At 62.8% G+C, this 22,875-nt stretch carries 15 protein-coding genes; 9 read left to right on the forward strand and 6 right to left on the reverse strand.

Features of this window, described 5'->3' with window-relative positions:
- The first annotated feature begins 12 nt into the window (after window positions 1-12).
- The 3 genes from DQG19_RS15145 (at window position 13) to DQG19_RS15155 (ending at window position 6,354) form a co-directional block, all read left to right on the forward strand.
- Window positions 13-1,020 carry a beta-ketoacyl-ACP synthase III gene (locus DQG19_RS15145; RefSeq protein WP_116127128.1) on the forward strand — a complete coding sequence of 336 codons (1,008 nt, stop codon included), beginning with the start codon at window positions 13-15 and terminating at the stop codon, window positions 1,018-1,020.
- 122 nt (window positions 1,021-1,142) lie between these two features.
- Complete coding sequence (locus DQG19_RS15150) at window positions 1,143-1,922, forward strand: hypothetical protein (protein ID WP_198661765.1); 780 nt, start codon at window positions 1,143-1,145, stop codon at window positions 1,920-1,922.
- 376 nt (window positions 1,923-2,298) lie between these two features.
- The gene (locus tag DQG19_RS15155) at window positions 2,299-6,354 is read left to right on the forward strand and encodes a tetratricopeptide repeat protein (protein ID WP_116127130.1); all 4,056 of its coding nucleotides are present in this window, start codon (window positions 2,299-2,301) and stop codon (window positions 6,352-6,354) included.
- Here DQG19_RS15155 and DQG19_RS15160 read toward each other — a convergent pair.
- From DQG19_RS15160 to hisIE, 4 genes are all read right to left on the reverse strand, one after another.
- Window positions 6,351-7,172, reverse strand: coding sequence for a prohibitin family protein (locus tag DQG19_RS15160; RefSeq protein ID WP_116127131.1), 822 nt, complete (start codon window positions 7,170-7,172; stop codon window positions 6,351-6,353). The genes DQG19_RS15155 and DQG19_RS15160 overlap by 4 nt on opposite strands.
- A gap of 92 nt (window positions 7,173-7,264) precedes the next feature.
- Window positions 7,265-8,356 carry an LptF/LptG family permease gene (locus DQG19_RS15165; RefSeq protein WP_116127132.1) on the reverse strand — a complete coding sequence of 364 codons (1,092 nt, stop codon included), beginning with the start codon at window positions 8,354-8,356 and terminating at the stop codon, window positions 7,265-7,267.
- A 113-nt stretch (window positions 8,357-8,469) separates the two neighbouring features.
- Window positions 8,470-8,916 carry a GatB/YqeY domain-containing protein gene (locus DQG19_RS15170; RefSeq protein WP_116127133.1) on the reverse strand — a complete coding sequence of 149 codons (447 nt, stop codon included), beginning with the start codon at window positions 8,914-8,916 and terminating at the stop codon, window positions 8,470-8,472.
- A gap of 89 nt (window positions 8,917-9,005) precedes the next feature.
- Window positions 9,006-9,617 carry a bifunctional phosphoribosyl-AMP cyclohydrolase/phosphoribosyl-ATP diphosphatase HisIE gene (hisIE, locus tag DQG19_RS15175; RefSeq protein ID WP_116127134.1) on the reverse strand — a complete coding sequence of 204 codons (612 nt, stop codon included), beginning with the start codon at window positions 9,615-9,617 and terminating at the stop codon, window positions 9,006-9,008.
- Between the two features lie 36 nt (window positions 9,618-9,653).
- On the opposite strand from hisIE, the gene DQG19_RS15180 reads away from it, so the two are divergent.
- Complete coding sequence (locus DQG19_RS15180) at window positions 9,654-10,127, forward strand: hypothetical protein (RefSeq protein ID WP_116127135.1); 474 nt, start codon at window positions 9,654-9,656, stop codon at window positions 10,125-10,127.
- 30 nt (window positions 10,128-10,157) lie between these two features.
- Window positions 10,158-10,607, forward strand: a complete 450-nt coding sequence (locus tag DQG19_RS15185) for a hypothetical protein (protein ID WP_116127136.1) — start codon at window positions 10,158-10,160, stop codon at window positions 10,605-10,607.
- Here the strand turns inward: DQG19_RS15185 and hisF are convergent.
- Window positions 10,604-11,362: an imidazole glycerol phosphate synthase subunit HisF gene (gene hisF, locus DQG19_RS15190; RefSeq protein ID WP_116127137.1), complete on the reverse strand. Its 759-nt coding sequence runs from the start codon at window positions 11,360-11,362 to the stop codon at window positions 10,604-10,606. The genes DQG19_RS15185 and hisF overlap by 4 nt on opposite strands.
- Window positions 11,363-11,621: 259 nt before the next feature.
- Here hisF and DQG19_RS15195 point away from each other — a divergent pair, with 259 nt between their 5' ends.
- The 4 genes from DQG19_RS15195 (at window position 11,622) to DQG19_RS15210 (ending at window position 20,671) form a co-directional block, all read left to right on the forward strand.
- A complete protein-coding gene (locus DQG19_RS15195) occupies window positions 11,622-12,845 on the forward strand; it encodes a hypothetical protein (protein WP_116127138.1) in 1,224 nt (407 codons plus the stop codon).
- 20 nt (window positions 12,846-12,865) lie between these two features.
- On the forward strand, window positions 12,866-13,345 hold the full coding sequence (locus DQG19_RS15200) for a T9SS type A sorting domain-containing protein (protein ID WP_116127139.1): 480 nt from the start codon (window positions 12,866-12,868) through the stop codon (window positions 13,343-13,345).
- A gap of 42 nt (window positions 13,346-13,387) precedes the next feature.
- Entirely contained in the window at window positions 13,388-19,873 is a 6,486-nt protein-coding gene (locus DQG19_RS15205) for a hypothetical protein (RefSeq protein WP_116127140.1), read from the forward strand.
- Window positions 19,874-19,999: 126 nt separating this feature from the next.
- On the forward strand, window positions 20,000-20,671 hold the full coding sequence (locus DQG19_RS15210; protein ID WP_116127141.1) for a GDSL-type esterase/lipase family protein: 672 nt from the start codon (window positions 20,000-20,002) through the stop codon (window positions 20,669-20,671).
- Here the strand turns inward: DQG19_RS15210 and DQG19_RS15215 are convergent.
- Window positions 20,668-22,875, reverse strand: coding sequence for a xanthine dehydrogenase family protein molybdopterin-binding subunit (locus DQG19_RS15215; protein WP_116127142.1), 2,208 nt, complete (start codon window positions 22,873-22,875; stop codon window positions 20,668-20,670). The genes DQG19_RS15210 and DQG19_RS15215 overlap by 4 nt on opposite strands.

A 22,875-nucleotide genomic window follows, 5' to 3' on the forward strand; every position in this document is an offset into this window, starting at 1 on the left:
TACCCCCAACCCATGAGTCAACTACGCGCCGCCATTACGGGAGTGCAGGGCTACGTGCCCGATTACGTACTTACGAACGACGAGCTGGCCACGATCGTGGACACCAGCGACGAGTGGATCACGACCCGTACCGGCATCAAGGAGCGCCACATCCTCAAGGGGGAGGGGAAGGGTACCTCCGTAATGGTCGTCGAGGCCCTGCGCGGCCTGCTCAAAAAGACCAACACCGACCCTGACGACGTGGAACTCGTCATCTGCGCCACGGTCACCGGCGACAGCATTTTTCCCGACACCGCCAACGTGGCGGCCTACCGGGCGGGCATCAAGAATGCCTTCGGCTTCGACGTGAGCGCCGCCTGCAGCGGATTCCTCTACGCCCTTACCGTGGGGGCCAAATTCGTGGAGGCGGGCCGCCATAAGAAAGTGATCGTGGTGGGTGCGGATAAGATGTCGAGCATCGTGGACTACACCGACCGGACGACCTGCGTGATCTTCGGCGACGGCTGTGGCGCCGTCATGCTCGAACCGACTACCGACGGTACGGGCTTCATCGACTACCAGCACCACGGCGACGGCAGCGGGGAAGAATACCTCTACCTGGTGGCGGGGGGATCGCGCAAGCCCTCCACCGTCGACACCATCATGGCCCGCGAGCACTTTGTCCGGCAAAACGGGCGCCCCGTCTTCAAGGCGGCGGTAAAGGGTATGTCGGAGGTAGTGACCGAGGTGATGCAGCGGAACGGGCTGACGACGGAGACCGTAGACTGGCTGGTACCGCACCAGGCCAACATCCGCATCATTCAGACGGTCAGCAAGATGGTCGATTTTCCGCTGGACAAGGTAATGGTCAACATCGAGCGCTACGGCAATACCACCGCCGGCACCCTGCCCCTGTGCCTGTGGGACTACGAATCGCAGCTCCGGCGCGGGGACAACCTGATCCTTACCGCCTTCGGAGGGGGCTTTACCTGGGGAGCCCTGTACCTGAAATGGGCCTACGACGGCACCCCGACCGGGTAAGCCCCGCACCCGCGCCCTGCCGCCCGAACATGCCCCCTCCATTTCAAATTAGGTAAACGGGGGCCGCACAATGCGCTAACCCCCAACGTTTTTGATATACCGCAAGTATCACGGGGTAGCATATGAATAGGGATGAACTAAAGCACAGCGGTCTACTTGACCAGTATGTGCTCGGGCTGTTAGGGCCGGAGCGCAGCGGAGAGGTCGAGCAAATGATCGCTGAGGATCCTTTTCTCCAGCAGGAGGTGGACCGCCTGCGGAAGGAACTTACCGCCTACGCCGACTTTCACGATATCGCCCCGCCCCCTTCCGGCCGCGGGCCGCGCACCGCCGAGGAGTTTCAGGACCTCGACCATGAGATGATCACGGCGATGGTGGAGCACAACCATTCGCTCAATATCTGGCGCTATGTCCTGCTCGCAGTTTGCCTTCTCCTGATCGGCACCAGCGGTTACCTATTTCGGCTGAAGGAGGAGTACCGTGGCGACCTGGTCACCGAGCGCGCGCTGCGCGCCCAGGATCACGCCAGCTACGAAACGGACCTCTACAGCATCGAACAGGGCCTGACCGCTTCCGGCGTCGACAGCCTGACAACGGTGGAGGGCTCCCTGAGTACCGGCGGGCAGGTACACGTGCACTTTCTTTCCTGGGCCCGCGTGGCGCTGCTCGACCTGACGGATGCCCCGCCCCCGGCCGAAGGCCACGTGTACGTGATCTATCCCGCCTCCGACACCGAGTTCGCCCCCCATCAACAGGTGGTGCGCACCGATGAAATCCAGAACTTACGTACGGTACGACTGTCTGCAGATGACAACCAAATCAGAATATACGACTGGGATTCTACGAAATCTGCCGAACCAAACTACGGGGATAAGCCCCTATCGGTAATTTTGTTACCGTAAAATAAAATCCCTGCTATCTCGGTTTGGAAAAAAGAGCGCAATTATGTTTATTGCGCGCAAGCCGTCAGACACGGTCGAGCCCGGCCGGTTGGGACGCTTGTTAGTCACTAGCCCACCTAACTCTTCATCTTTTTAATTGTAGCTTTAATGACGATACTGTACGTTCTGATGGCCGCCTGTGCCCTTGGCGGTGGCCTTAGCCTTACCTCTGCAATTTTGGACGGATCCCGTCACCTGTAACTTATTTCTCACACGGTCAAATCTGGATTAAGAAACGCGCGCTTACCGCGCAACCCTTCAACCGGCCGCTTGCTCACGCAGGCGGCCGTTGTTCTTTTACAAGGGTTTACCTTTACGTTGACGCCCAAACCGTTTCGTGCAACCCCTTATTCCACCCTTCATCCAGCAGAAGCTGCTCGCTGACGACCTGCACGGCGAGATCGACGCGTTCACGCTGAATATTGACCTCTCCGGCTTCACGCCGCTGACGGAGTCGCTGATGGACCAGGGGCTCAGCGGGGCGGAGCAACTTTCCGTTATTCTCAACGAGGTGTTCGAGCCCCTCGTTTCGCTCACCTACGCCGCCGGCGGCTTCATTCCCTACTTCGCCGGGGACGCCTTTACGGCCGTCTTTCCGCTGCCGCTCGACCGCACCCACGGCATGCACCTGCTGCGCACCGCCGAGCACGCGCGACAGATATTCCGGGACCGCGACAACAAGTTCGGCGACAAGTACCGCATCGGCATCAAGGCGGGCGTATCGGCCGGATCGGTGCAGTACGGCATCGTGGGGGAAGAGCTCAAGACCTTCTACTTCCGGGGGCCGGCCATCGACGGCGCCGCTACCTGCCAGAGCCTCGCCGGTGAGCAGGAGATCGTGATCAACTCCTTCGTAAACTCCCTCATCGAGGGCCGGCTGGTGTATACGGAGGAGATCGACGCCGATGCTTACCGGATCCTCGGAGAGATATCCACCACCGAAGACGCCGGCGTTTCCCCGCTGGACCTGCCCGCCATAGATCCGGAGACCGCGACCGTTTTCCTGCCCCCGGAAGTGGTCCGCTACGACCAACTCGGGGAGTTCCGCACGGTGGTTTCCTGCTTTTTGTCCTTCGATGCCGTACGGACACACCAGGAACTGGATGAGTTCGCCACCGTAGTACTCAATCAGGTGAAGGATTTCGGCGGTTACTTCAAGGAGGTGGACTACGGCGACAAGGGGGCGCTGATGGTCATTTTCTTCGGAGCGCCCGTCTCCTACGAGAACAACGTGGCCCGCGCCGTCGAATTCGCCCTCACCGTGCAGCACGAGCTCGACATCCTGTCCGCTCAGCAGCGGCAGGCCTTTCGTTTTCGCATGGGCATGACGGTGGGCACCGCCTTTACCGGCATCGTGGGGGGCAAGGAGCGCGCGCAGTACGCCTGCGTGGGCAACCGGGTCAACCTGGCCGCCCGCATCATGTCGGAAGCGGAGTGGCAGGCCGTGCTGGTGGACGACGAGATCGCAACCAACCCGCAGTTTCGGTTTCTGCCGCGGGGCGACCTTCAGTACAAGGGGGTAAAGGATACGGTGCCCACTTACTCGCTGGAGGGACGCCGGCAGTCGCTGGGCAAGCCCGACTACGGCGGCCGCCCGATCGGCCGCGAGGGGGAAGTCGAGCAACTCGTTGATTTCGCTGCCCCCCTGCTGGAGGGGAAACCGGCGGGCATCGCCTACGTACTGGGCGAAGCGGGCATCGGTAAAAGCCGACTGACGCACGAGCTACGCCACCGCCTCAACCAGGAACGGCCGTTCAACTGGCTGCTGGGCAGCTGCGACCAGATCCTGCGTAAGCCCTTCAATCCCTTCGTGTACCTCCTGCAGCGTGTCTTCCGGCAGAGCATCGACCTGGACGCCGAGCAGAACCTGCGCCGCTTTGAATTTCGCCACAACTGGCTGCGCATGAACCTTGCGCGCCGCAAAACGCGGCAGGCCGAGCAGTACGCCGCCGAACTGGAACGGACGGAGTCCATCCTCGCCGCCCAGCTCGGTATCGTAAAGCCGGATTCGCTCTATACGCGACTCGATGCCCAGGGCCGGTACCAGAACACCATCGATGCGATCGTGACCCTCGTCATTGCTGAATGCCTCATCCAGCCCACGGTGCTGGAACTGGAGGACATCCACTGGATCGACGAGGAAAGCCGGACCGTCCTGCGCGAACTGATGCGGCGCATCGGGCAGCTCCCGCTGCTCGTGATCGCCACGGCTCGGCCCGACGACGACGGCACCTACGCGCAGCTACTCAGCGAAGCGCAGCGGGAGCAGCTCGACCTGCCCACCCTGCGGATCGAGATCGCCGGGCTGGAAGCCGCCGCCGTCCGGGAGTTCGCCGAAACCACCCTGGGCAGTCCGATCTCGGAGGATACCTTCGAAACCCTACTCAAGGCCTCCAACAGCAATCCGTTCTACCTGGAACAGATCCTCGAGTACTTCCGGGAAAGCGAGCTGCTGACAGAGCACGAAGACGGCGTGCTTCAGCTCAGCGACGAAAGCATCAAACTCAGTACCAGCATCACCTCGATCCTGACCGCACGGATCGACCGGCTCTCGGATATGGTGCGCGAAACGGTAAAGGCCGCCGCCGTGATCGGACGGGAATTCGACATCCCCGTCCTCAGCGAAGTCATGCGTGCCGATGCCGAATACTCGGGCTCGGGCGACGTAATGTCCGACCTGCGCGAGCAAATACGCGTGGCGGAGCGGGGGCAGATCTGGAGCGCGATGAACGAGCTCCGCTACATCTTCAAGCACAGCCTGCTGCGGGAAGCGGTGTACGGCATGCAGCTAACGACGCGCCTGCAGCAGTTGCACCGGCAAATTGCCCGGGCGATCGAAAAAATCTACGGCGATACCATCGAGGAACGCTACGTCGACCTGGCCTTTCACTACGAGCAGGCCGGCGAGAGCGAGAAGACGATCGAGTACCTGAACAAGGCCGCCAGTTACGCCCGGGCCAATTATCAGAATCAGCAGGCCCTGGACCTCTACGCCCGCCTCATCAAGAAGATGGCCCTGCACCCCGACCGGGAAGTGACCGTCAATATCCTGATCAACCAGGGCAGCGTATTCGAGATCGTGGGTCGCTGGGAAGACGCCCGGCAGGCCTACGAGGAAGCCCGGCAGCTGGCGAAGGCGAGCCGCGACATTCTGCTGCTCGGCCGGGCCAATGACCGCCTGGGGCACCTGCATACGCTGAAGGGGGACTACGAAGTGGCCATGGACTACCTCAAAGTGGCCGCCAGCCTCTTCGAATCGGTGGACGATATGTTCGGCATTGCCAAGGCCTACAGCAATATGGGCAACCTCTTCTTCCGGACCAACCACTACGACCGGGCCCTCACCTATTACAAACGCTCCCTCGAAAGCGGCCTCAGCCAGGCGGGCACCACCACTTCCGCCAGTACCATCAGCCACCTGGGCCTGACCTACATGAACCTCGGCGAATACGACGAAGCCATACGGGTGATCAAGGAGCAGATTCCCCGCCACGAGGAAAGCCGCGACAGCATGGGGATCGCCACCCTGCATACCAACCTCGGGATCGTTTATTTCGAGAGCGGCAACTACAGCCTGTCGCTCGAGCACCACCATACCGGCCTCAAACTGGCCCGGGAGCTCGGTAATCGCCGGCTGCAGGCCATCGGGCTGGGCAGCCTGGGCAGCATCAACGAACGGCAGGGCAACTACGAGGCGGCGCTGGACCTGCTGGAGCAAGACCTGCAAATGTGCTACGAGTTGGGCGACCGGCAGGGCATCGCCGTTACCGAAGGCCTGATCGGCGATATCCACAGCGTGCTGGGTAACTTTTCCAAGGCGATCAATCACCTGGACCGCTGCCTGTCCATCAGCAGCGACCTGGGATACCGGAAGGGCGTGGCCAAGGCCGTCAACACCCTCGGCGACATCTATTACCTGCAGGGGGATTACGAGCCGTCGCTCAAGTACTACGACCAGGCCATCGAGATCGCACGCTCCACCAACAACCGGCTGGTATTGGGTGCGAGCCTGTACGAGAAAGGACAGGTGTTGCTCGCCGACAACAAGCTGGAAGCGGTACGGGAGGTGGAACGGGAGGCCCTGGAGCTGGCCGAGGACCTCGGCAACCCGGACGTACTGTTCGGGGCACGACTCCTGCACGCGCGCTGCCTGGTGGCGTACGACCGCGCGAACTACGAACAGTCGCGGCAAATCCTGCGTGAGCTCATCGACAGCGAGCGGCTCACTACCGAGCAGCTGGCGGAGGCCAACCTGGTGGTCTACCGCCTCAGCGAAAAAAAGGATACGGAGGCGCGCCAGACTGCCCTGGAACTCTACGATAAGCTCTACGCGGAGACGCCTAAGTTTATTTACAACAACAACCTCGAGGCCCTCCGCGCCGACGGCAACTAGTTGCCACCGCCAAGGATGAGGGGCAGGCCACCGCTTCCCGCGTCCCCCACTACCACGACCTTGCTGTTGGGCGACTTGGCCAACTCAAGCGTAGCCTCGATGCCCTTGTCCCGGAGGATATTCTCGGAGAGGCTGGCGGTAAGGATCCGGTTGGCGTCCGCCTTGGCCTGCGCCTCGATGAGGCGGCGCTCGGCTTCCTGCTTCTCGCGGGTCAGGATATACTCGTACTTGAGCGAAGCCTGTTCGGCCTCGAGTTTCTCCTCGATGGCGGTGCGGACCTTGTCGGGCAGCTCGATGTCACGGATCAGGATGGCCCGTAGCTCGACGTAGTTGCGCGCCAGGGTATTGGACAGTTCCTCCGTGATCAGGGTCTGTACCTCGTCCCGCTTGGTGGAGTACAGCTCCTCGGGGGTGAACTTGCCGATCACCTGCCGAACGCTGGAGCGGATCTCCGGGCGCACCAGGCGCTCTATGTAATCCTTGGCGAAGTTTTCGTGCAGCAGGGGTACCTGCCCGAAGTCGGGGCGGATCCGGGCGGTGACGTCCAGCCGGATGTTGAGGCCGTTGCTGGAGAGCACTTCCATTTGCTCCTCGAGCTGCTGTTCGCGTACCTCGTAGACGAACATGGTGTTCCACGGGGCCACAACGTGGAATCCCGGCGCGAAGACCTTATCCTTCTCCAGTCCCTGGAAAGGGCGGAACAGCACGCCCCGCTCGCCGGAATCGATGGTCACGAAGGTGGCGCTGGTAAGCATGATCAGCACGAGTAAGCCGAAGAAGCCCAGGATACCCCAGGTCATAAGTTTTTTCTGATCCATTGCGGTTGCATGATTTTAGATGTGGCTTCCTAAGATGCCACTAATTGCAACAGTACGCGCGCGGAAATAGATGTACGCCGGCGCGGCATCGATCAGCGTTGCGCGTTGGCGACAAAGTAGAGGGCCGCGGCGAAGAAGATGATGTTCGGCATCCACATCCCGAGGAATACCGGCAGGGCGGTCCCGGCACTGAGGGTGGAGGCAAACCGACTGAGGAAGACGAACAGGGCCCCCATGAAGATGCCCACAGCGAGCTGGATCCCCATCCCGCCGCGCACCTTGCGGCCCGCCACGGAAACACCGATGAGGGTGAGGATGAAGATGGTGAAGGGCTCCGCGGTACGGCGGGCGAGCTCCACTTCGTACTTGCGGATCTTGCCGGCGCCGCGTTCGCGTTGCTTGCGGATCTCGGCCAACAGTTCCGGGGTGGTCAGGGCGGACTGCTGCTCGCGGTAATCCACAAAATCTTCGGGCCGCAGGTTGAGAACGGTATCCAGCGTCATGCGGTCGCTGGCGACCAGTGTCTCTTCCAGGCCGTCGAAGGTGCGGATCTCGTAGTTATCCAGCCGCCACACGCCGGGATCGCCGTCGACGAACTTGGCCGAACGGGCCTTGGTGAGGCTCACCAGCTCGTCGTCGACGATGTGCTCGATGCGGAAGTTGCGGGCGGCGCTGTCCCGCTTGCTGAAGTGGGTCATGAATACCTTGACCTCCGGTGCCACGAAGAAGTGGACGTTATTGGTCTTCCCCTCGTCGCGGCTGCCGCTGAAGTACTCCCGGTCGATCTCCCCCCGGCGGGCGTTGGCCAGGGGTACGGCGTAGTGGATACCCGCCAGGTACAGCAGGAAAAGGAAGCCCGCCGAAACCAGGTAAGGCCGCAGCAGCCGCCAGAAGCTCACCCCGGCGTTGAGGATGCTGATGATCTCGGAATTGTCCGCCATCCGCCCCGTAAAGAAGATGACGGCAATGAGGGTCAGCATCGGCCACAGGAAGCCGAGGATGAACATCAGGAAGGTCGGGAAGTACTCGAAGGCGATCACCGATACCGGAATGTCGGACTCGATGAAGCGCTCGACCTTCTCACTGAAATCGATCACCATACTCACCATCGAGAAGATGAGCACCGTGAAGAAGAAGGTGCGCATGAACTTGCCGATGATGTACCAGTCTAGCTTCTTCAACATAGGGTAGAGTCCGGTTGCTTCGCGCCCGAACGGTAGAGGGACCTGCGGCCCCGGTAGAGAATCCGCTTGCTGCGCGTGCGGCTTCGGTAGAGGGGCCTGCGGTCCCGGTAGATCTAGCTCAGCAGGCGTTTTACGGTGGTGGCGACCTGTTTGCCGTCGGCCCGGCCGGCCACGCGGGCGTTGGCGGCGCCGATCACCTTGCCCATGTCGCGCATGGAGGTGGCTCCGGTTTCGGCGATCACTTCCTTAACGATGGCTTCCAGCTTTTCGTCTGACAACTGCTCGGGCAGGTAGCGGCTGATCACTTCGATCTCTTCGCGCTCGGGCTGGGCCAGGTCGTCGCGGCCCTGCTGCTCGTAGATCTCGAGGCTCTCCTGCCGGCTCTTCACCAGTTTCTGAAGTAGGGCGATCTCACCGGCCTCGTCGAGGGTCGCTCCGCTGCCGTCGGTCTGCTGCAGCAGGATGGCGTTCTTGATGGCGCGGATGCCCCGGAGGGCGGCCTGGTCCTTGGCGCGCATGGCGGTTTTGAGGTCGGGGGTGATGCGGTCTTGTAGGGACATGGGGGGAATAACTTGTAGGAGTGGATTGAGGTAACGCCGTGGAGCCTTGCTTTGGTTGCGCGCGTACGCCGCACCCGCGCTCCGCCGCCCTATTTGTGCCGCCCGCGCAGTACCTCCCGCACTTCCTCCAGGGTGTAGCCCTTGGCGGCCAGTAAGACGAGGTAGTGGTACATAAGGTCGGCGGCTTCGTTGAGGAAGAGATCCTTATCGTCGTCCTTGGCTTCGATGACCAGCTCGACGGCCTCCTCACCCACCTTCTGGGCGACCTTGTTGATGCCCCGCTGCAGCAGGGAGGTCGTGTAGCTGCCTTCGCTGGGGTTATCGCGGCGCTCCTGGATGGTGCGCTCGAGGTGATCGAGAAAGTCGCCCCGGTTCGCCTCGTCCCAGCAGGTATCGGCGCCGGTGTGGCAGACCGGGCCGGCGGGATCGGCCCGCACGAGGAGGGAGTCCCGGTCGCAGTCGGCGTCGATGCGCACCAGCGACAGGGTATTGCCGGAGGTTTCTCCCTTGGTCCAGAGGCGCTGTTTACTGCGGCTGTAGAAGGTCACGTGGCCGGAGTCGAGGGTACGTTCGAGCGCTTCGGCGTTCATGTAGCCCTGCATCAGGACCACGCGGGTGGTGCTATCCTGCACGATAGCCGGTACGAGGCCGTTGTCCTTGGAGAAGTCGACCTGCCCCTGGGTATTCTTGGTTATCTTCATTATACTTTCCTCAGCGTTTACCTAAATCTCCGAATCATGTACGAAAGCTCCGCACCCCTCGACGACCGACTGGGCGGTGGTCCCGGCCTGCCGCCCGCCGGAAGCACAAACCTACGCAAAGCCGGCAAGTGGGGCCGGTTTATCGGTATTGTCAGTATGGTAGGTATCGGCCTGGGTGCCCTGACGGCGATCGTTTTCGGTGGCACGCTCATCGGGATTACCGGCAACTCGGAGTTCGGCGGGATGATGACGGCTTGGCTGATCCCGATCGTGATCGTCTATGGCTTACTGTTTGCCCTCATGTTCTACCTGTCCTTTCTGCTCTACCAGTTCGGCAATAATGCGATCGTAGCGGTGGAAACGCGCAACGAAGACGCCATCGTAACCTCCTTCGGCTCCCTGGCCCGCTTGCTGAAGATTCTTGGTATATTCACCGTCATCCAGTTGGCATTTTCCGCCCTGTGGTTTGCCGGCATATTTATCACGGGGGCGTTCTCGCTGTTTCAGTAGGCGTACCCCTCCCCCGGAACCCACCCACAGATGATCGACGAATCCCCCCACCTGACCTTATCCCCCGAAGACGTTCGAAACTTCCGCAAGGCTGGCGTATGGAGCCGCCTGGTCGGGGTGGTCGGCATGGTAGGCCTGGGGCTGTTTTTGGTCGTGATCGTGGTCTATAGCGGGATAATCACGGGCCTCACCGGCCTGGCCATGAATATGCCTGGCGGGGGGATGGCGGTAGTAAGCGTCGTGTTGGTGATTTACGTCGGGATCCTGCTGCTGCTGGGTTACCTGGCCTATCTCCTTTTCACCTTTGGAAAGTCCGCGGTAGCGGCCAGCGACGCGGGCGACCACGCCGCCCTCTCCGGCGCCATGACCTCCCTCAGCCGGCTGTTCCTGATCTACGGCATCCTCACGATCGCCTACGCAACCGTTACGGCCGGCGGCTACCTCTATTCGCTGTGGGTCATGCGGGGCATGGCTCTCTAGACCGGCCGTACGGGCACGCCCTGCGCGCTCAGGTAGCTCTTGAGGTCGGCGATTTCGACTTCCCCGAAGTGGAAGATGCTGGCCGCCAGCCCGGCGTCGGCCTTTCCTTCCGTAAATACCTCCGCGAAATGCTCCTTGTTGCCCGCGCCGCCGCTGGCGATGATGGGAATGCTAAGCCGGTCGCTCATCTCGGCCAGGGCCGCGTTGGCGAAGCCCGCCTTGGTGCCGTCGTGGTCCATGCTGGTAAACAGGATCTCGCCCGCGCCGCGTTCCTGGGCCTCGGTAACCCAGTCGAACAGCTTGTGCTCCGTCCGGATGCGGCCGCCGTTGAGGTGCACGTACCACTCGCCGTCTACCTGCTTGGCGTCTACGGCCACGACCACGAACTGGTTGCCGAAGGCGTAGGCCAGCTCATCGATCAGCGCCGGCCGGCGCACGGCGGCGGAATTGATACTCACCTTGTCGGCGCCGGCGTCGAGGAGGACGTCGACGTCGGCCAGTTCCCGGATACCGCCACCGATGGTGAAGGGAATATTCAGGTGGCGGGCGATATCGCGGGCCAGGTCGGCCAGCGTCCGGCGGCGCTCGTGGGTGGCGGTGATGTCCAGGAAGACCAGCTCATCGGCGCCGGCCAGGCTGTACTTCGCGCCCAGCTCCACGGGGTCGCCGGCGTCGCGCAGGTTGACGAAATTGACACCCTTGACGGTACGTCCGTCTTTAATGTCCAGGCAGGGGATGATACGTTTGGCGAGCACGGCTACGGGGTTATGGCCGGGGAACGCCTGGCCGCCAAAGGTAGTTTTACGGGCGGCGCGCGCGGGTGCGGCACAAACGGGTAACCGGCCCGTCGGGGGGCAGGCTATACCGAAATACGGGTGATCGACAAAATTTAATCGTCAAGAAGTCACCGCAGCGTGCAAGGATTTCCCCCGACCCGCCGTTAGGTTGGTCGAGTCTATTGACTCTCTGTGTTTACGTGTCTCTCTCTTAAGCAATTTTTTTCGCTGGTTCTTTATGTACTGCGCTCTCCTCTGGAGCAGCCTGCTTATTAGCGCGCTGCATTCTCCGCTCACATCTCTGCCCGCCCCGCCCGCTGCCGCCGCCGGCTACGTGGTGCCTGCCCTGCCCGACAGTATGGTGGCTCCGGTAACGGCGGACATTCCTACCGTAGACGTATGCTACGGACAGGAATACCGCGGCGAAGCCCGCTACACCGATGCGGTGATCGGCGGTCCCCGCCCCGAGCGGGTGCACGTCATCGTACCGGGCAAGGACGCGTACGTCACCGGTCCCAACGTCCTCTGCGGCCAGTCGGAAGAAGAATTGGGGCTGAGCCAGACCTTCCACACGTACGCCTGGGACAACGGGAGCAACGCCCCCGTGCGCCAGGTCGCCGGACCGGGGACGTACCGGGTCACGGTGACCAATGCGGCGGGATGCGCCCGGGAATTTCGCCATACCGTAGCCACCGCGGCGGTACGGGTAGCGGGGGTCGATGCGGTACGCCCGCTTTGCCCGGGCTCCGCTACCGGCAGCCTGTCGGTCAGGGCGGGCGGGCCCGGACCGCTGCTCTACGCCGTGGACGACGCGGGCTACCAGCAGACCGGCCACTTCGACAACCTTGCGGCCGGTCAGTATACGGTGCGGGTACAAACCCTGGACGGCTGCACCGCCGAGCGCACCGTCAGGGTGCCGGCGGCGACCCCGCTGCGGCTGTTCGGGGCCGGCCACCGTACCGGAACCGCGGTATCCGGCGAGGCGGTCCCCCTCCCCGTGGCCCCCAACTTCACCGTTACCGAGATCGACTGGGCGCCCGCGGCCGCCCTGAGTTGCGCCGACTGCACCGCCCCCCGCGCCGCTACCGACCGCGACCGGGTATTTACGGCGGAGGCCCGCTCCCCCGCCGGCTGCCTGGTGCGCGACACCTTCACCCTGCGCGTGACCGACGACCAGCTCGCCTACGTGCCGGCCAGCTTTCACGCCGAACAGCCTGACCCCTGGAAACTCTACCCCGGGCCCGGCGTCACGGCGATCGGCGACCTGGCGATCACGGACGCCGAGGGTACCGTCTGGCGGAAGCAGGCCCGGGCGCTACCCCCGGACGATCCGCGACTAACGTGGAACGGGGAGTCGCGCGGCAGTCGAGCCGAAAGCGGAGCCTACCGATACACCGCTACCCTGTACCTGCACGACGGCCGGGAGACCACCCTGACCGGCACCTTTAACCTCACCCGCTGAACAGAATACACCTATTGCCTATGCGTCTTTTTACTCTGCTTTGCACCTGCGTCCTCGCCCTGAATTTGCAGGCGCAGTCCATCGAACAATCCGTGATCGGCGCCGCCGGTGCCCTCCTTACCGGTGGCGACGGGGGCAGCCTTCACTTTACGGTAGGCGAGATCGCGGTGGATAAGCACCGCACCCGGCTCACGCTGGCGCAGGGCTTTCACCAGTCCGCCCGGACGGTCGTCCCTGCCTCCGAATGGAAATCGCCCCGCGTCGACCTCGACGTACGCGCCTTCCCGAACCCCACTACCGACAAACTGACCCTGACGGGCAGTTGGTTGCCCGGTGACCGGGTGACCCTGAGTAGCCTGCTCGGCCGCCAGCTGCTCGACCGTGCCCTGACGCCGGACCAAATGCAACTATCCCTCCGGCACCTTCCCGCCGGCACCTACCTACTAAGTATCCGCCGCGGCGGCGAGCCCGTGCGGACGCTTCGCGTAGCGCGCCATTAATCTTCTATTCGACTACCCTATCCCAAGCTCATACCTACCATCATGATTCACTATTACCTCCCGGGGTTCCTCCGCCGAGCCCTCATCCTTTGCCTCTTTTTGCTGGGCTTCAGTATTGCCGCAACGGCACAGGCCCCCCTGGGCTTCAAGTTTCAGGCCCTGGCGCGCGACGCGCAGGATCAGGTCATCGCCGGGCAACCGGTCGCCGTACGGGTGACGCTCCTGAAGGGCGGGGCCTACGGTGCCGTCAGCTACAGTGAGCGGCACGAAGTGATCACGTCCGACCTCGGCATCTTCGACCTGGCGATCGGGCTCGGCGAGCCGCTCGACGGAAATATGGCCGGTGTCGATTGGGGCGCCGACAGCTACTTCCTCCGCATCGACCTGGATCCCGAGGGTGGCTACAACTACCTCAACATGGGCGCCACCCAGTTGCTCTCCGTACCCTACGCCCTCTACGCCAACAAAGCGGGGTCCGGCAGTGACGGCGCCGATGACGATGAACTCCAGCTACTCGACTACGATCCGGTCACCCACCTCCTGACGCTGACGGACGGAAACACGGTAGACCTTTCAGCGCTGGCCGGATCCGAATACACGGACCCTGACGCGGACCCCAGCAACGAACTGCAAACCCTCAGCCGCAAGCTGGATGTAGTGAGCCTGAGCAACGGCGGCGGAGACGTGTCCGTCAAGGATGCCGACGCCGACCCCACCAACGAGCTCCAGCAGCTCAGCCTTACCGGCCGCGACCTGACGCTATCCAACGGTGGCACGGTTACCCTGCCCGCGGAGGCCGACGGAGACGCCGTCAACGAGATCCAGGAGCTCAGCCTGCAGGGGAACGTCCTCAGCCTGAGCCGTAACGGCGGTACCGTCGTACTGCCCGCCGCCGGCGACAACGCCGACGCGGACGCCGATCCCACTAACGAGATCCAGGACATCAGCCTGGCCGGCCGCGAACTGACCATTACCGGCGGGAGCACTGTCACCCTGCCCGCGGAGGCCGACGGCGACGTGACCAACGAGCTCCAGCAGATCACCCGCGCCAACGACCGCCTCACCCTGAGCAACGACGGGGGGGACGTATCCGTCAACGACGCCGATGCCGACCCCACGAATGAGATCCAGGACATCAGCCTGACCGGCCGCGACCTGACCATCACCGGCGGGAGCACCGTCACCCTGCCCGCGGAGGCCGATGGCGACGTGACCAACGAGCTCCAGCAGATCAGCGCCGACGGCAGCATCATCCGCCTGAGCCAGAACGGCGGTGAAATTAATGTCTACGACCTGATCGAGGTATGGGACGCCGACGCCGATCCCATGAATGAGCTGCAGCAGCTTTCCCTGCAGGGCAACGTCCTTAGCCTGAGCCGTAACGGGGGTACCATCGTACTACCCGCCGCCGGCGACAACGCCGACGCGGACGCCGATCCTACCAACGAGATCCAGGACATCAGCCTCACCGGTCACGAACTGACCATCACCGGAGGAAGCACCATCACCCTGCCCGCGGAGGCTGACGGTGACGTGACCAACGAGCTCCAGCAGATGAGCGCCGACGGCAGCATCATCCGCCTGAGCCAGAACGGTGGCGAGATCGACCTGGCCGGGCGCATCGACGTCAAGGACGCGGACGCCGATCCCACCAACGAGATCCAGGACATCAGCCTCACCGGTCACGAACTGACCATCACCGGCGGAAGCACCGTCACCCTGCCCGCGGAGGCCGACGGCGACGTGACTAACGAGCTCCAGCAGATCACCCGCACCGACGACCGCCTCACCCTGAGCAACGGCGGGGGGGACGTATCCGTCAACGACGCCGATGCCGACCCCACGAATGAGATCCAGGACATCAGCCTGACCGGCCGCGACCTGACCATCACCGGAGGAAGCACCATCACCCTGCCCGCGGAGGCCGACGGCGACGTGACTAACGAGCTCCAGCAGATCAGCGCCGACGGCAGCATCATCCGCCTGAGCCAGAACGGTGGCGAGATCGACCTGGCCGGAAGTATCGACGTCAAGGACGCGGATGCCGATCCCACCAACGAAATTCAGGATATCTCCATCCAGGGAGACCAGCTGACTATTGCCGAAGGCAGTACCATCACCCTGCCCGACGCCGATGCCACGAATGAGTTGCAGCAGCTCACCCTGCAGGACAATGTTCTCAGCCTGAGCCACAACGGCGGTACCGTCGTACTGCCCTCCGCGTCCGACTACGCGGACGCGGACGCCGACCCCACCAACGAAATCCAGGACATCAGCCTGACCGGCCGCGAACTGACCATCACCGGCGGAAGCACCATCACCCTGCCTGCGGAGGCTGACGGCGATGTAACCAACGAGCTGCAGCAGATTAGCCGCGTCGACGACCGCCTCACCCTGAGCAACGGCGGCGGGGACGTATCCGTTAACGACGCCGACGCCGACCCCACGAATGAGATCCAGGACATCAGCCTGGTCGGCCGCGAACTGACCATCACCGGAGGAAGCACCATCACCCTGCCCGCGGAGGCTGACGGCGATGCTACGAATGAACTGCAGGACATCAGCCTGGTCGGCCGCAAACTGACCATCAGCAACGGAAGCACCATCGACCTGCCCGACGACGGCGACGGAGATGCGGTCAACGAGCTGCAGCAGCTGTCCCTGCAGGATAATGTTCTCAGCCTGAGCCACAACGGCGGTACCGTCGTATTGCCTTCCGCGTCCGACTACGCGGACGCGGACGCCGACCCCACCAACGAAATCCAGGACATCAGCCTGACCGGCCGCGAACTGACCATCAGCAACGGAAGCACCGTCACCCTGCCCGCGGAGGCCGACGGCGACGTGACCAACGAGCTGCAGCAGATCAGCGCAGACGGCAGCATCATCCGCCTGAGCCAGAACGGTGGCGAGATCGACCTGGCCGGGCGCATTGACGTCAGCGACGCCGACGCCGACCCCACCAACGAGATCCAGGACATCTCCATCCAGGGAGACCAGCTCACCATTGCCGGAGGCAGTACGATCACCCTGCCCGACGCCGATGCCACGAATGAGCTGCAGGACATCAGCCTTACCGGCCGCGAGTTGAGCATCAGCAACGGCAGCACCATTACGCTGCCCGAGGAGGCCGACGGAGACGTAACCAACGAGCTGCAGCAGCTTTCTCTGCAGAACAACGTACTCAGCCTGAGCCACAACGGCGGCACCGTCGTGCTGCCTTCTGCTTCCGACTACGCGGACGCCGATGCCGACCCCACCAACGAAATTCAGGACATCAGCCTCACCGGCCGCGACCTGAGCATCAGCGGCGGAAGCACCATCACCCTGCCCGCGGAGGCCGACGGCGACGTGACCAACGAGCTGCAGCAAATCACCCGCACCGACGACCGCCTTACCCTAAGCAACGGTGGCGGCGAGGTGACCGTCAACGACGCCGACGCCGATCCCGTCAATGAGCTGCAGCGGCTGTCTCTCCAGGGCAATGTCCTCAGTCTGAGCCACAACGGCGGTACCGTGGTACTACCCGCCGCCGGCAATAACGCCGACGCCGATGCCGACCCCACCAATGAGCTCCAGGACATCAGCCTCACCGGTCGCGAACTGACCATTACCGGCGGGAGCACCATCACCCTGCCCGAGGAAGCCGACGGCGACGTGACCAACGAGCTCCAGCAGATGAGCGCCGACGGCACCATCATCCGCCTTAGCCAAAATGGCGGCGAGATCGACCTGGCCGGACGTATCGACGTTAACGACGCCGACGCTGACCCTACCAACGAAATTCAGGACATCAGCGTAGTCGGCCGCAAGCTGACCATCAGCAACGGGAGCACCATCGACCTGCCCGACGACGGCGACGGAGATGCAGTCAATGAATTGCAGCAGCTGTCTCTCCAGGGCAATGTCCTCAGCCTGAGCCACAACGGCGGTACCGTGGTACTACCCGCGGCCGGCAATAACGCCGACGCAGATGCCGACCCCACCAACGAGATCCAGGACATCAGCCTCATCGGTCGCGACCTGACCATCACCGGCGGGAGCACCATCACCCTGCCCGAGGAAGCCGACGGCGATGTGACCAACGAACTGCAGCGGATGAGTCTGCAAGGGGACGTGCTTCTGCTGGACCGCAACGGCGGATCCGTACAGCTACCCGATGGTGACGCGAGCAACGAGCTCCAGCAGCTTAGCCTCCAGGGCAATGTCCTAAGCCTGAGCCACAACGGCGGAACTGTGGTATTACCCGCTGCCGGCAGTAACGCCGACGCCGATGCCGATCCCACCAACGAGATCCAGGACATCAGCCTCACCGGTCGCGACCTGACCATCACCGGCGGGAGCACCATCACCCTGCCCGAGGAAGCCGACGGCGACGTGACCAACGAACTGCAGCAACTCACCACCGATGGCAGTCGCCTACGCCTGAGCCACAACGGTGGCGAGGTCGACCTTGATGGCTTGATCGACATCGACGACGACGACGCGGACGCCACCAACGAAATCCAGCAGCTTAGCCTGCAGGGGAACGTGCTTAGCCTGAACCGGAACGGTGGCAGCATCACCCTGCCGACAGGCGGTAACGACCAGCCGCAGGACATCAGCATCACGGACGGTAACCTCAGCATTACCGACGGCAGCACCGTAGCCTTACCCGACAGCGACGCCACCAACGAGTTGCAACAGCTTAGCCTTAAGAACAACCTACTGACCCTGAGCCACAACGGCGGCACCGTAACCCTGCCCGTCGGTGGGGAAGATGCCGACGCCGACCCGACGAACGAGCTGCAGGACATTGTCCTGAACGGACGTGACCTGACCATCAGTGGTGGCAGCACCGTCACCCTGCCGGCCGACGGCGACGACGACGCGACCAATGAGCTACAGACATTCGGCTTCCAGGGGAACGAGAACCCCATGGTCATGCTTTCCGGAAACAACTCCAACCTCCGGCTCATCGGCGGCAAGCACACCCGGATACACCGCCCCAGCCGCTTCGGCAATATCTACTTTGACGTGGAACTGCCGGAAGAACTAGACGGCGATACCCTCAACGAACTGCAGACGCTTTCCCTCAACGGATCCACGCTGTCGCTCAGCCATAACGGAGGGAGCATCACCCTGCCCGCAACCGGCGACGACGCGGATGCCGATCCACAAAACGAGATCCAGAAGTTCAACTTCCAGGGCACCAAAGACCCCTACGTCATGCTGTCCGAGAACAACGCCAACTTCCGCCTCATCGGCGGCAGGAACGCCAGCATCACCCGCCAGCGCGGCCTCGGAAACATTACGATCGACGTGGACGTACCGGATACCGACCCCGCCAATGAGCTCCAGACCCTGAGCCTGGATACGGAAGGGATTACGCTAAGCCAGGGCGGCGGCCGGGTGAGCCTCGACTCCCTCGCGGAGGCGGTCGCTCCCCTGGTGAGCGTGACCGACGGCGACGGCGACGCACAGAACGAGATCCAGAAGTTCAACTTTCAGGGTACCAGAGATCCCTACGTCATGCTGTCCGGGAACAACGCCAACTTCCGCCTGATTGGCGGCAGGAACGCCACCATTACCCGGCAGCGCGGCCTCGGAAACATAACCATCGACGTGGACGTACCGGATGCGGATCCCGCAAACGAGCTACAGACCCTGAGCCTCACCGGCAATCGCCTGGAACTCTCCAATGGGGGCGGCTCCGTTGACCTGCCCACGGGGGGCACCACCGTCAACCAGGAACTGACCTTTGACGAGAGCGCCCGCACCCTGACCATCACCGGCGGTAACACCGTCAACATTCCCGCCGGCGCCGACGAAGACGCGCAGAACGAGATTCAGAAGTTCAATTTCGAAGGAACCACCGACCCCCGAATCCTGCTGTCGGAAAACAATGCAAACTTCCGCCTCATCGGTGGTAAGAACACCAGCGTCACCCGCGAGGCCAGCACCGGAGAAATCACCATCGACGTAGAGAGCGACGGCGACGGCGACGCCGCCAACGAGCTGCAGGCCCTCAGCCTCATGGGCAACACCCTGACGCTGAGCCGCGGCGGCGGGTCGATCACCCTGCCCACCGGCACGGGCGGTTCGGACGCCGATGCCGACCCCACGAACGAACTTCAGAAGTTTCTCTTCCAGGGTTCCATCGACCCCCGCATCATCCTGTCGGAGAATAACTCCAACGTGCGGTTTGTCGGAGGAGACAACATCATGGTTTCCCGTCCCAGCAACTTCGGCGAGATCCGCATCGATGCCCTGATCCCGCCCCAGACCGACGCCGACCCCCGCAACGAGCTGCAGACCCTCACGTTCGACGAGGAAAACTACCTGCTGATCCTGAGCGACGGCGGCGTGGTGGACCTGAACCCCTACATCGAAGAGGCCGAAAAGCGGCTGACTGCGGCGGTCGAATCGCAGGAAACCCTCAACAAGGCGCTGAAGCAGAACATTGACGCGCTGCAAATGCAACTCACTACCCTGCAGGACCAAATGGCCGAACTCAAGATGCAGATGGAAAATTTATCTACCGATTAGCCTTGATCTGACCTTTGATGACCCCGACCCCTTCCGTACCCACGGGAGGGGTTTTTTATTCTTCCCTGGCGCCCGGGTCGGCGCAGTGGACCGGATCGTATCTTTCCCCCTGTCAATCTCATCGTTATGCCACAGCTCCTCCTGCTCCTGCTCTGCCTGCTTCTCCTGCCGCTTACCGCCCAGAAATCACCGGACCCGACCCGCTTCGAAGCGGAGATCCGACAATTCGAAACAGCCGACAGTATCGCACCGGTCGACCCCGACGTGATCTTATTCGTCGGCAGTTCCTCGGTCCGGATGTGGAAGAGCCTGCAGGATGACCTGGAGGGCCACCGGGTAATTAACCGCGGCTTCGGAGGGAGCCAGTTTTCCGACCTGAACTACTACGCGAATCGCCTCGTCTACCCCTACCACCCCAAGGCGATCTTCGTCTACGAGGGAGACAACGACATCGCCGCCGGCAAATCGGCCCGCGACGTGCTGAAATCGGCCCGCAAATTCCGCAAGCTGGTGGCCCGCAACCTGGGCAAGGACGTCCCGGTCGTCTTCATTTCTCCTAAGCCCAGCGTAGCCCGCTGGGAACTGCACGAGGAATACGAAAAGGCCAACGAACTGCTGGAGAAATACAGCGAAAAGCAGGACAACGTATACTTCGTCGACGTCTGGACCCCCGCCCTGCAACCGGACGGGACCGTACGGCAGGACATTTTTCTGGCTGACAACCTCCACATGACCGACGACGGCTACGACATCTGGGAGGCGGCCATCGAGCCCATGGTCGAGCAACTGGACCGCTAGAGCAACTTGTCCAGGGTGATCGGCAACTCACGCACCCGGACACCCGTCGCATTGTATACGGCGTTGGCGATAGCGGCGGGAACCCCGACGATGCCGAGCTCCCCAACCCCCTTGGCGCCCAGGGCACTGACGATCTCGTCGTGCTCTTCCACGAAGATGGCTTCCAGGCCCTGCACGTCGGCGTGCACGGGCACGTGGTACTCCGCGAGGTTGGCGTTCATGATGCGGCCCGAGCGGTGGTCTACCAGTCCCTCTTCTTCCAGGGCCATGCCTATGCCCCATACCATGGCGCCCAGGATTTGGTTTTCGGCGGTTTTCGGGTTGATGATGCGTCCGGCGGCGGCGGCCGTCACGATGCGCTCGACGCGCACGTTGCCGAGGTCGCGGTCCACCCGTACCTCCACCATCACGCAGGCGTGAGCATAGGTGGAGTAATCACCGCGGTCCTTGCGGGGTGAGTGGTCCACCCCGACGGACACGATCTCCTTACCCGCTTTCTCCAGCAGGCCGGTAAGTTCGAGTGGCTCGGAGGACCAGGCCTGCATGAAGCCGTCGCTGAAGGTCACGTCGCCGAGTTCCGCGTGTTTGAAGCGGCGGGGGAAGTACTCGCGTGCCAGTTCCAACAACCGGAGGCTGAGCATGCGCACGGCACTCTGAACCGCCGAGCCGACGGAGGCTACCGTCCAGCTGCCGCCCTCGATGGGTGACTCCGGCAGGTCCGTATCGCCCAGGTTGAACACTACCCGATCGATCGGCAACCCAAGGGTTTCGGCCGCGATCTGCGACATAACGGTGTAAGTGCCAGTACCGATATCGGCGGTGGCGGTACCGACGGTGAGCTGACCGTCAGCGGAAAAACTGGCCCGTGCACTGGCCTTCTGCTGGTTGGCTTCCCAGGCACCGGTAGCCATACCGAAGCCGACCAGTTCGTTGCCCTCCTGCCGGCTTCGGGGCTGGGTGGGGCGGTCTTTCCAGCCAAACCGCTCGGCGCACTGCTGGTAGCATTCGCGAAGGGCTTTGCTGGAGAAGGGCTTGTCTTCGTTCTGGTCGCGCTCCGCGTAGTTGAGCAGGCGGAACGCCAGGGGATCCAAGCCGGCGGCGTTAGCCATTTCGTCCATGGCGCTTTCGAGGGCCCACATACCGGTCACCCCGCCGGGGGCCCGCATGTCGTTGGGGGTATAGGCATCGACGGGTACGAGCTGGTAGTCCAGCTTTACGTTCTCGCAGTCGTACATGAGGCCGGTCCAGGCGACGATCGTTTCGTTGTACTTCTCGAAACGGCTCGTTTCCCCGAAGGAGGTGTGGTCGAGGCTCGTGAGCCGACCCTTGGCGTCCGTCGATACCCGGAAGCGCTGCAACTGGGCCGGTCGGTGGCCGAAGGAGAACATCTGCTCACGGGTGAGGGTAACCTGCGCCGGTCGCTTCAGCTCGGTCGCACCGAGGACGGCCAGGAAAAGCTGGTACTGCGGGCGAAGCCCGGAGCCGAAGGCGCCGCCGATGAAGGGCGATACTACGCGGACCTGTTTTTTGTCGAGTCCGAATACTCCGCAGACGTACTGCTGGCTGCTGGCCACGCCCTGGATTTTGTCGTAGATATCCAGCGTCCCGTCCTCTTTGTAGACCGCCACCGTAGCGTGGGGCTCCATAGGATTATGGAAGTGGCGCGGCTGGCTGTACTCCACTTTGATCGTATGGGCGGCGGCGGCGAAGGCCGTGTCCGTGTCACCCCGGGCGGTCGGGGGGTCCGGGACGTCTTCGCGGGTAGCGCCGTCCAGGTTCTGCCGCAGCAGGGGCTGTACCTCCTCCTCGGCGTACTCCACCCACAGCAGCGCCGCGGCGTGGCGGGCCTGTTCGAAGGTTTCGGCAAAAACCACCGCTATCGGCTGCCCGTTATAGAGCACCTCGGCGTCGTGCAGCGGCCGGAAGGGCTGTCCCGGAGGGGCCAGGGGGTCGCTGTAGTCGGCGCTGTTCCGCTTCAGGTATTCCGGCAGGTTTTCGTGGGTGAAGACCTTGCGGACACCCGGTACCGCTACGACGCGGGAGGTATCGATGGACGTGATGCGGCCCCGGCCGATGGTACTCTGTACCACGTAGCCGTATACCAGGTCGCGGGCGGTAAATTCTCCGGCGTACGTGGCCTGCCCGGTCACCTTCAGGCGGCCGTCGGTACGTACCTGGGGTTGGCCGATATAGTTGGTTCCCAT

The organism is Lewinella sp. IMCC34183, from assembly GCF_003390915.1.
Lineage (GTDB): Bacteria > Bacteroidota > Bacteroidia > Chitinophagales > Saprospiraceae > Neolewinella.

Coding starts and splice junctions, on each gene's coding strand:
- DQG19_RS15205 (WP_116127140.1), top strand. CDS start 13,388: ATGATTCACTATTACCTCCCGGGGTTCCTCCGCCGAGCCCTCATCCTT.
- DQG19_RS15195 (WP_116127138.1), top strand. CDS start 11,622: ATGTACTGCGCTCTCCTCTGGAGCAGCCTGCTTATTAGCGCGCTGCAT.
- DQG19_RS15145 (WP_116127128.1), top strand. CDS start 13: ATGAGTCAACTACGCGCCGCCATTACGGGAGTGCAGGGCTACGTGCCC.
- DQG19_RS15185 (WP_116127136.1), top strand. CDS start 10,158: ATGATCGACGAATCCCCCCACCTGACCTTATCCCCCGAAGACGTTCGA.
- DQG19_RS15160 (WP_116127131.1), bottom strand. CDS start 7,172: ATGGATCAGAAAAAACTTATGACCTGGGGTATCCTGGGCTTCTTCGGC.
- DQG19_RS15180 (WP_116127135.1), top strand. CDS start 9,654: ATGTACGAAAGCTCCGCACCCCTCGACGACCGACTGGGCGGTGGTCCC.
- DQG19_RS15210 (WP_116127141.1), top strand. CDS start 20,000: ATGCCACAGCTCCTCCTGCTCCTGCTCTGCCTGCTTCTCCTGCCGCTT.
- DQG19_RS15215 (WP_116127142.1), bottom strand. CDS start 22,875: ATGGGAACCAACTATATCGGCCAACCCCAGGTACGTACCGACGGCCGC.
- DQG19_RS15170 (WP_116127133.1), bottom strand. CDS start 8,916: ATGTCCCTACAAGACCGCATCACCCCCGACCTCAAAACCGCCATGCGC.
- hisIE (WP_116127134.1), bottom strand. CDS start 9,617: ATGAAGATAACCAAGAATACCCAGGGGCAGGTCGACTTCTCCAAGGAC.
- DQG19_RS15200 (WP_116127139.1), top strand. CDS start 12,866: ATGCGTCTTTTTACTCTGCTTTGCACCTGCGTCCTCGCCCTGAATTTG.
- DQG19_RS15165 (WP_116127132.1), bottom strand. CDS start 8,356: ATGTTGAAGAAGCTAGACTGGTACATCATCGGCAAGTTCATGCGCACC.
- DQG19_RS15150 (WP_198661765.1), top strand. CDS start 1,143: ATGAATAGGGATGAACTAAAGCACAGCGGTCTACTTGACCAGTATGTG.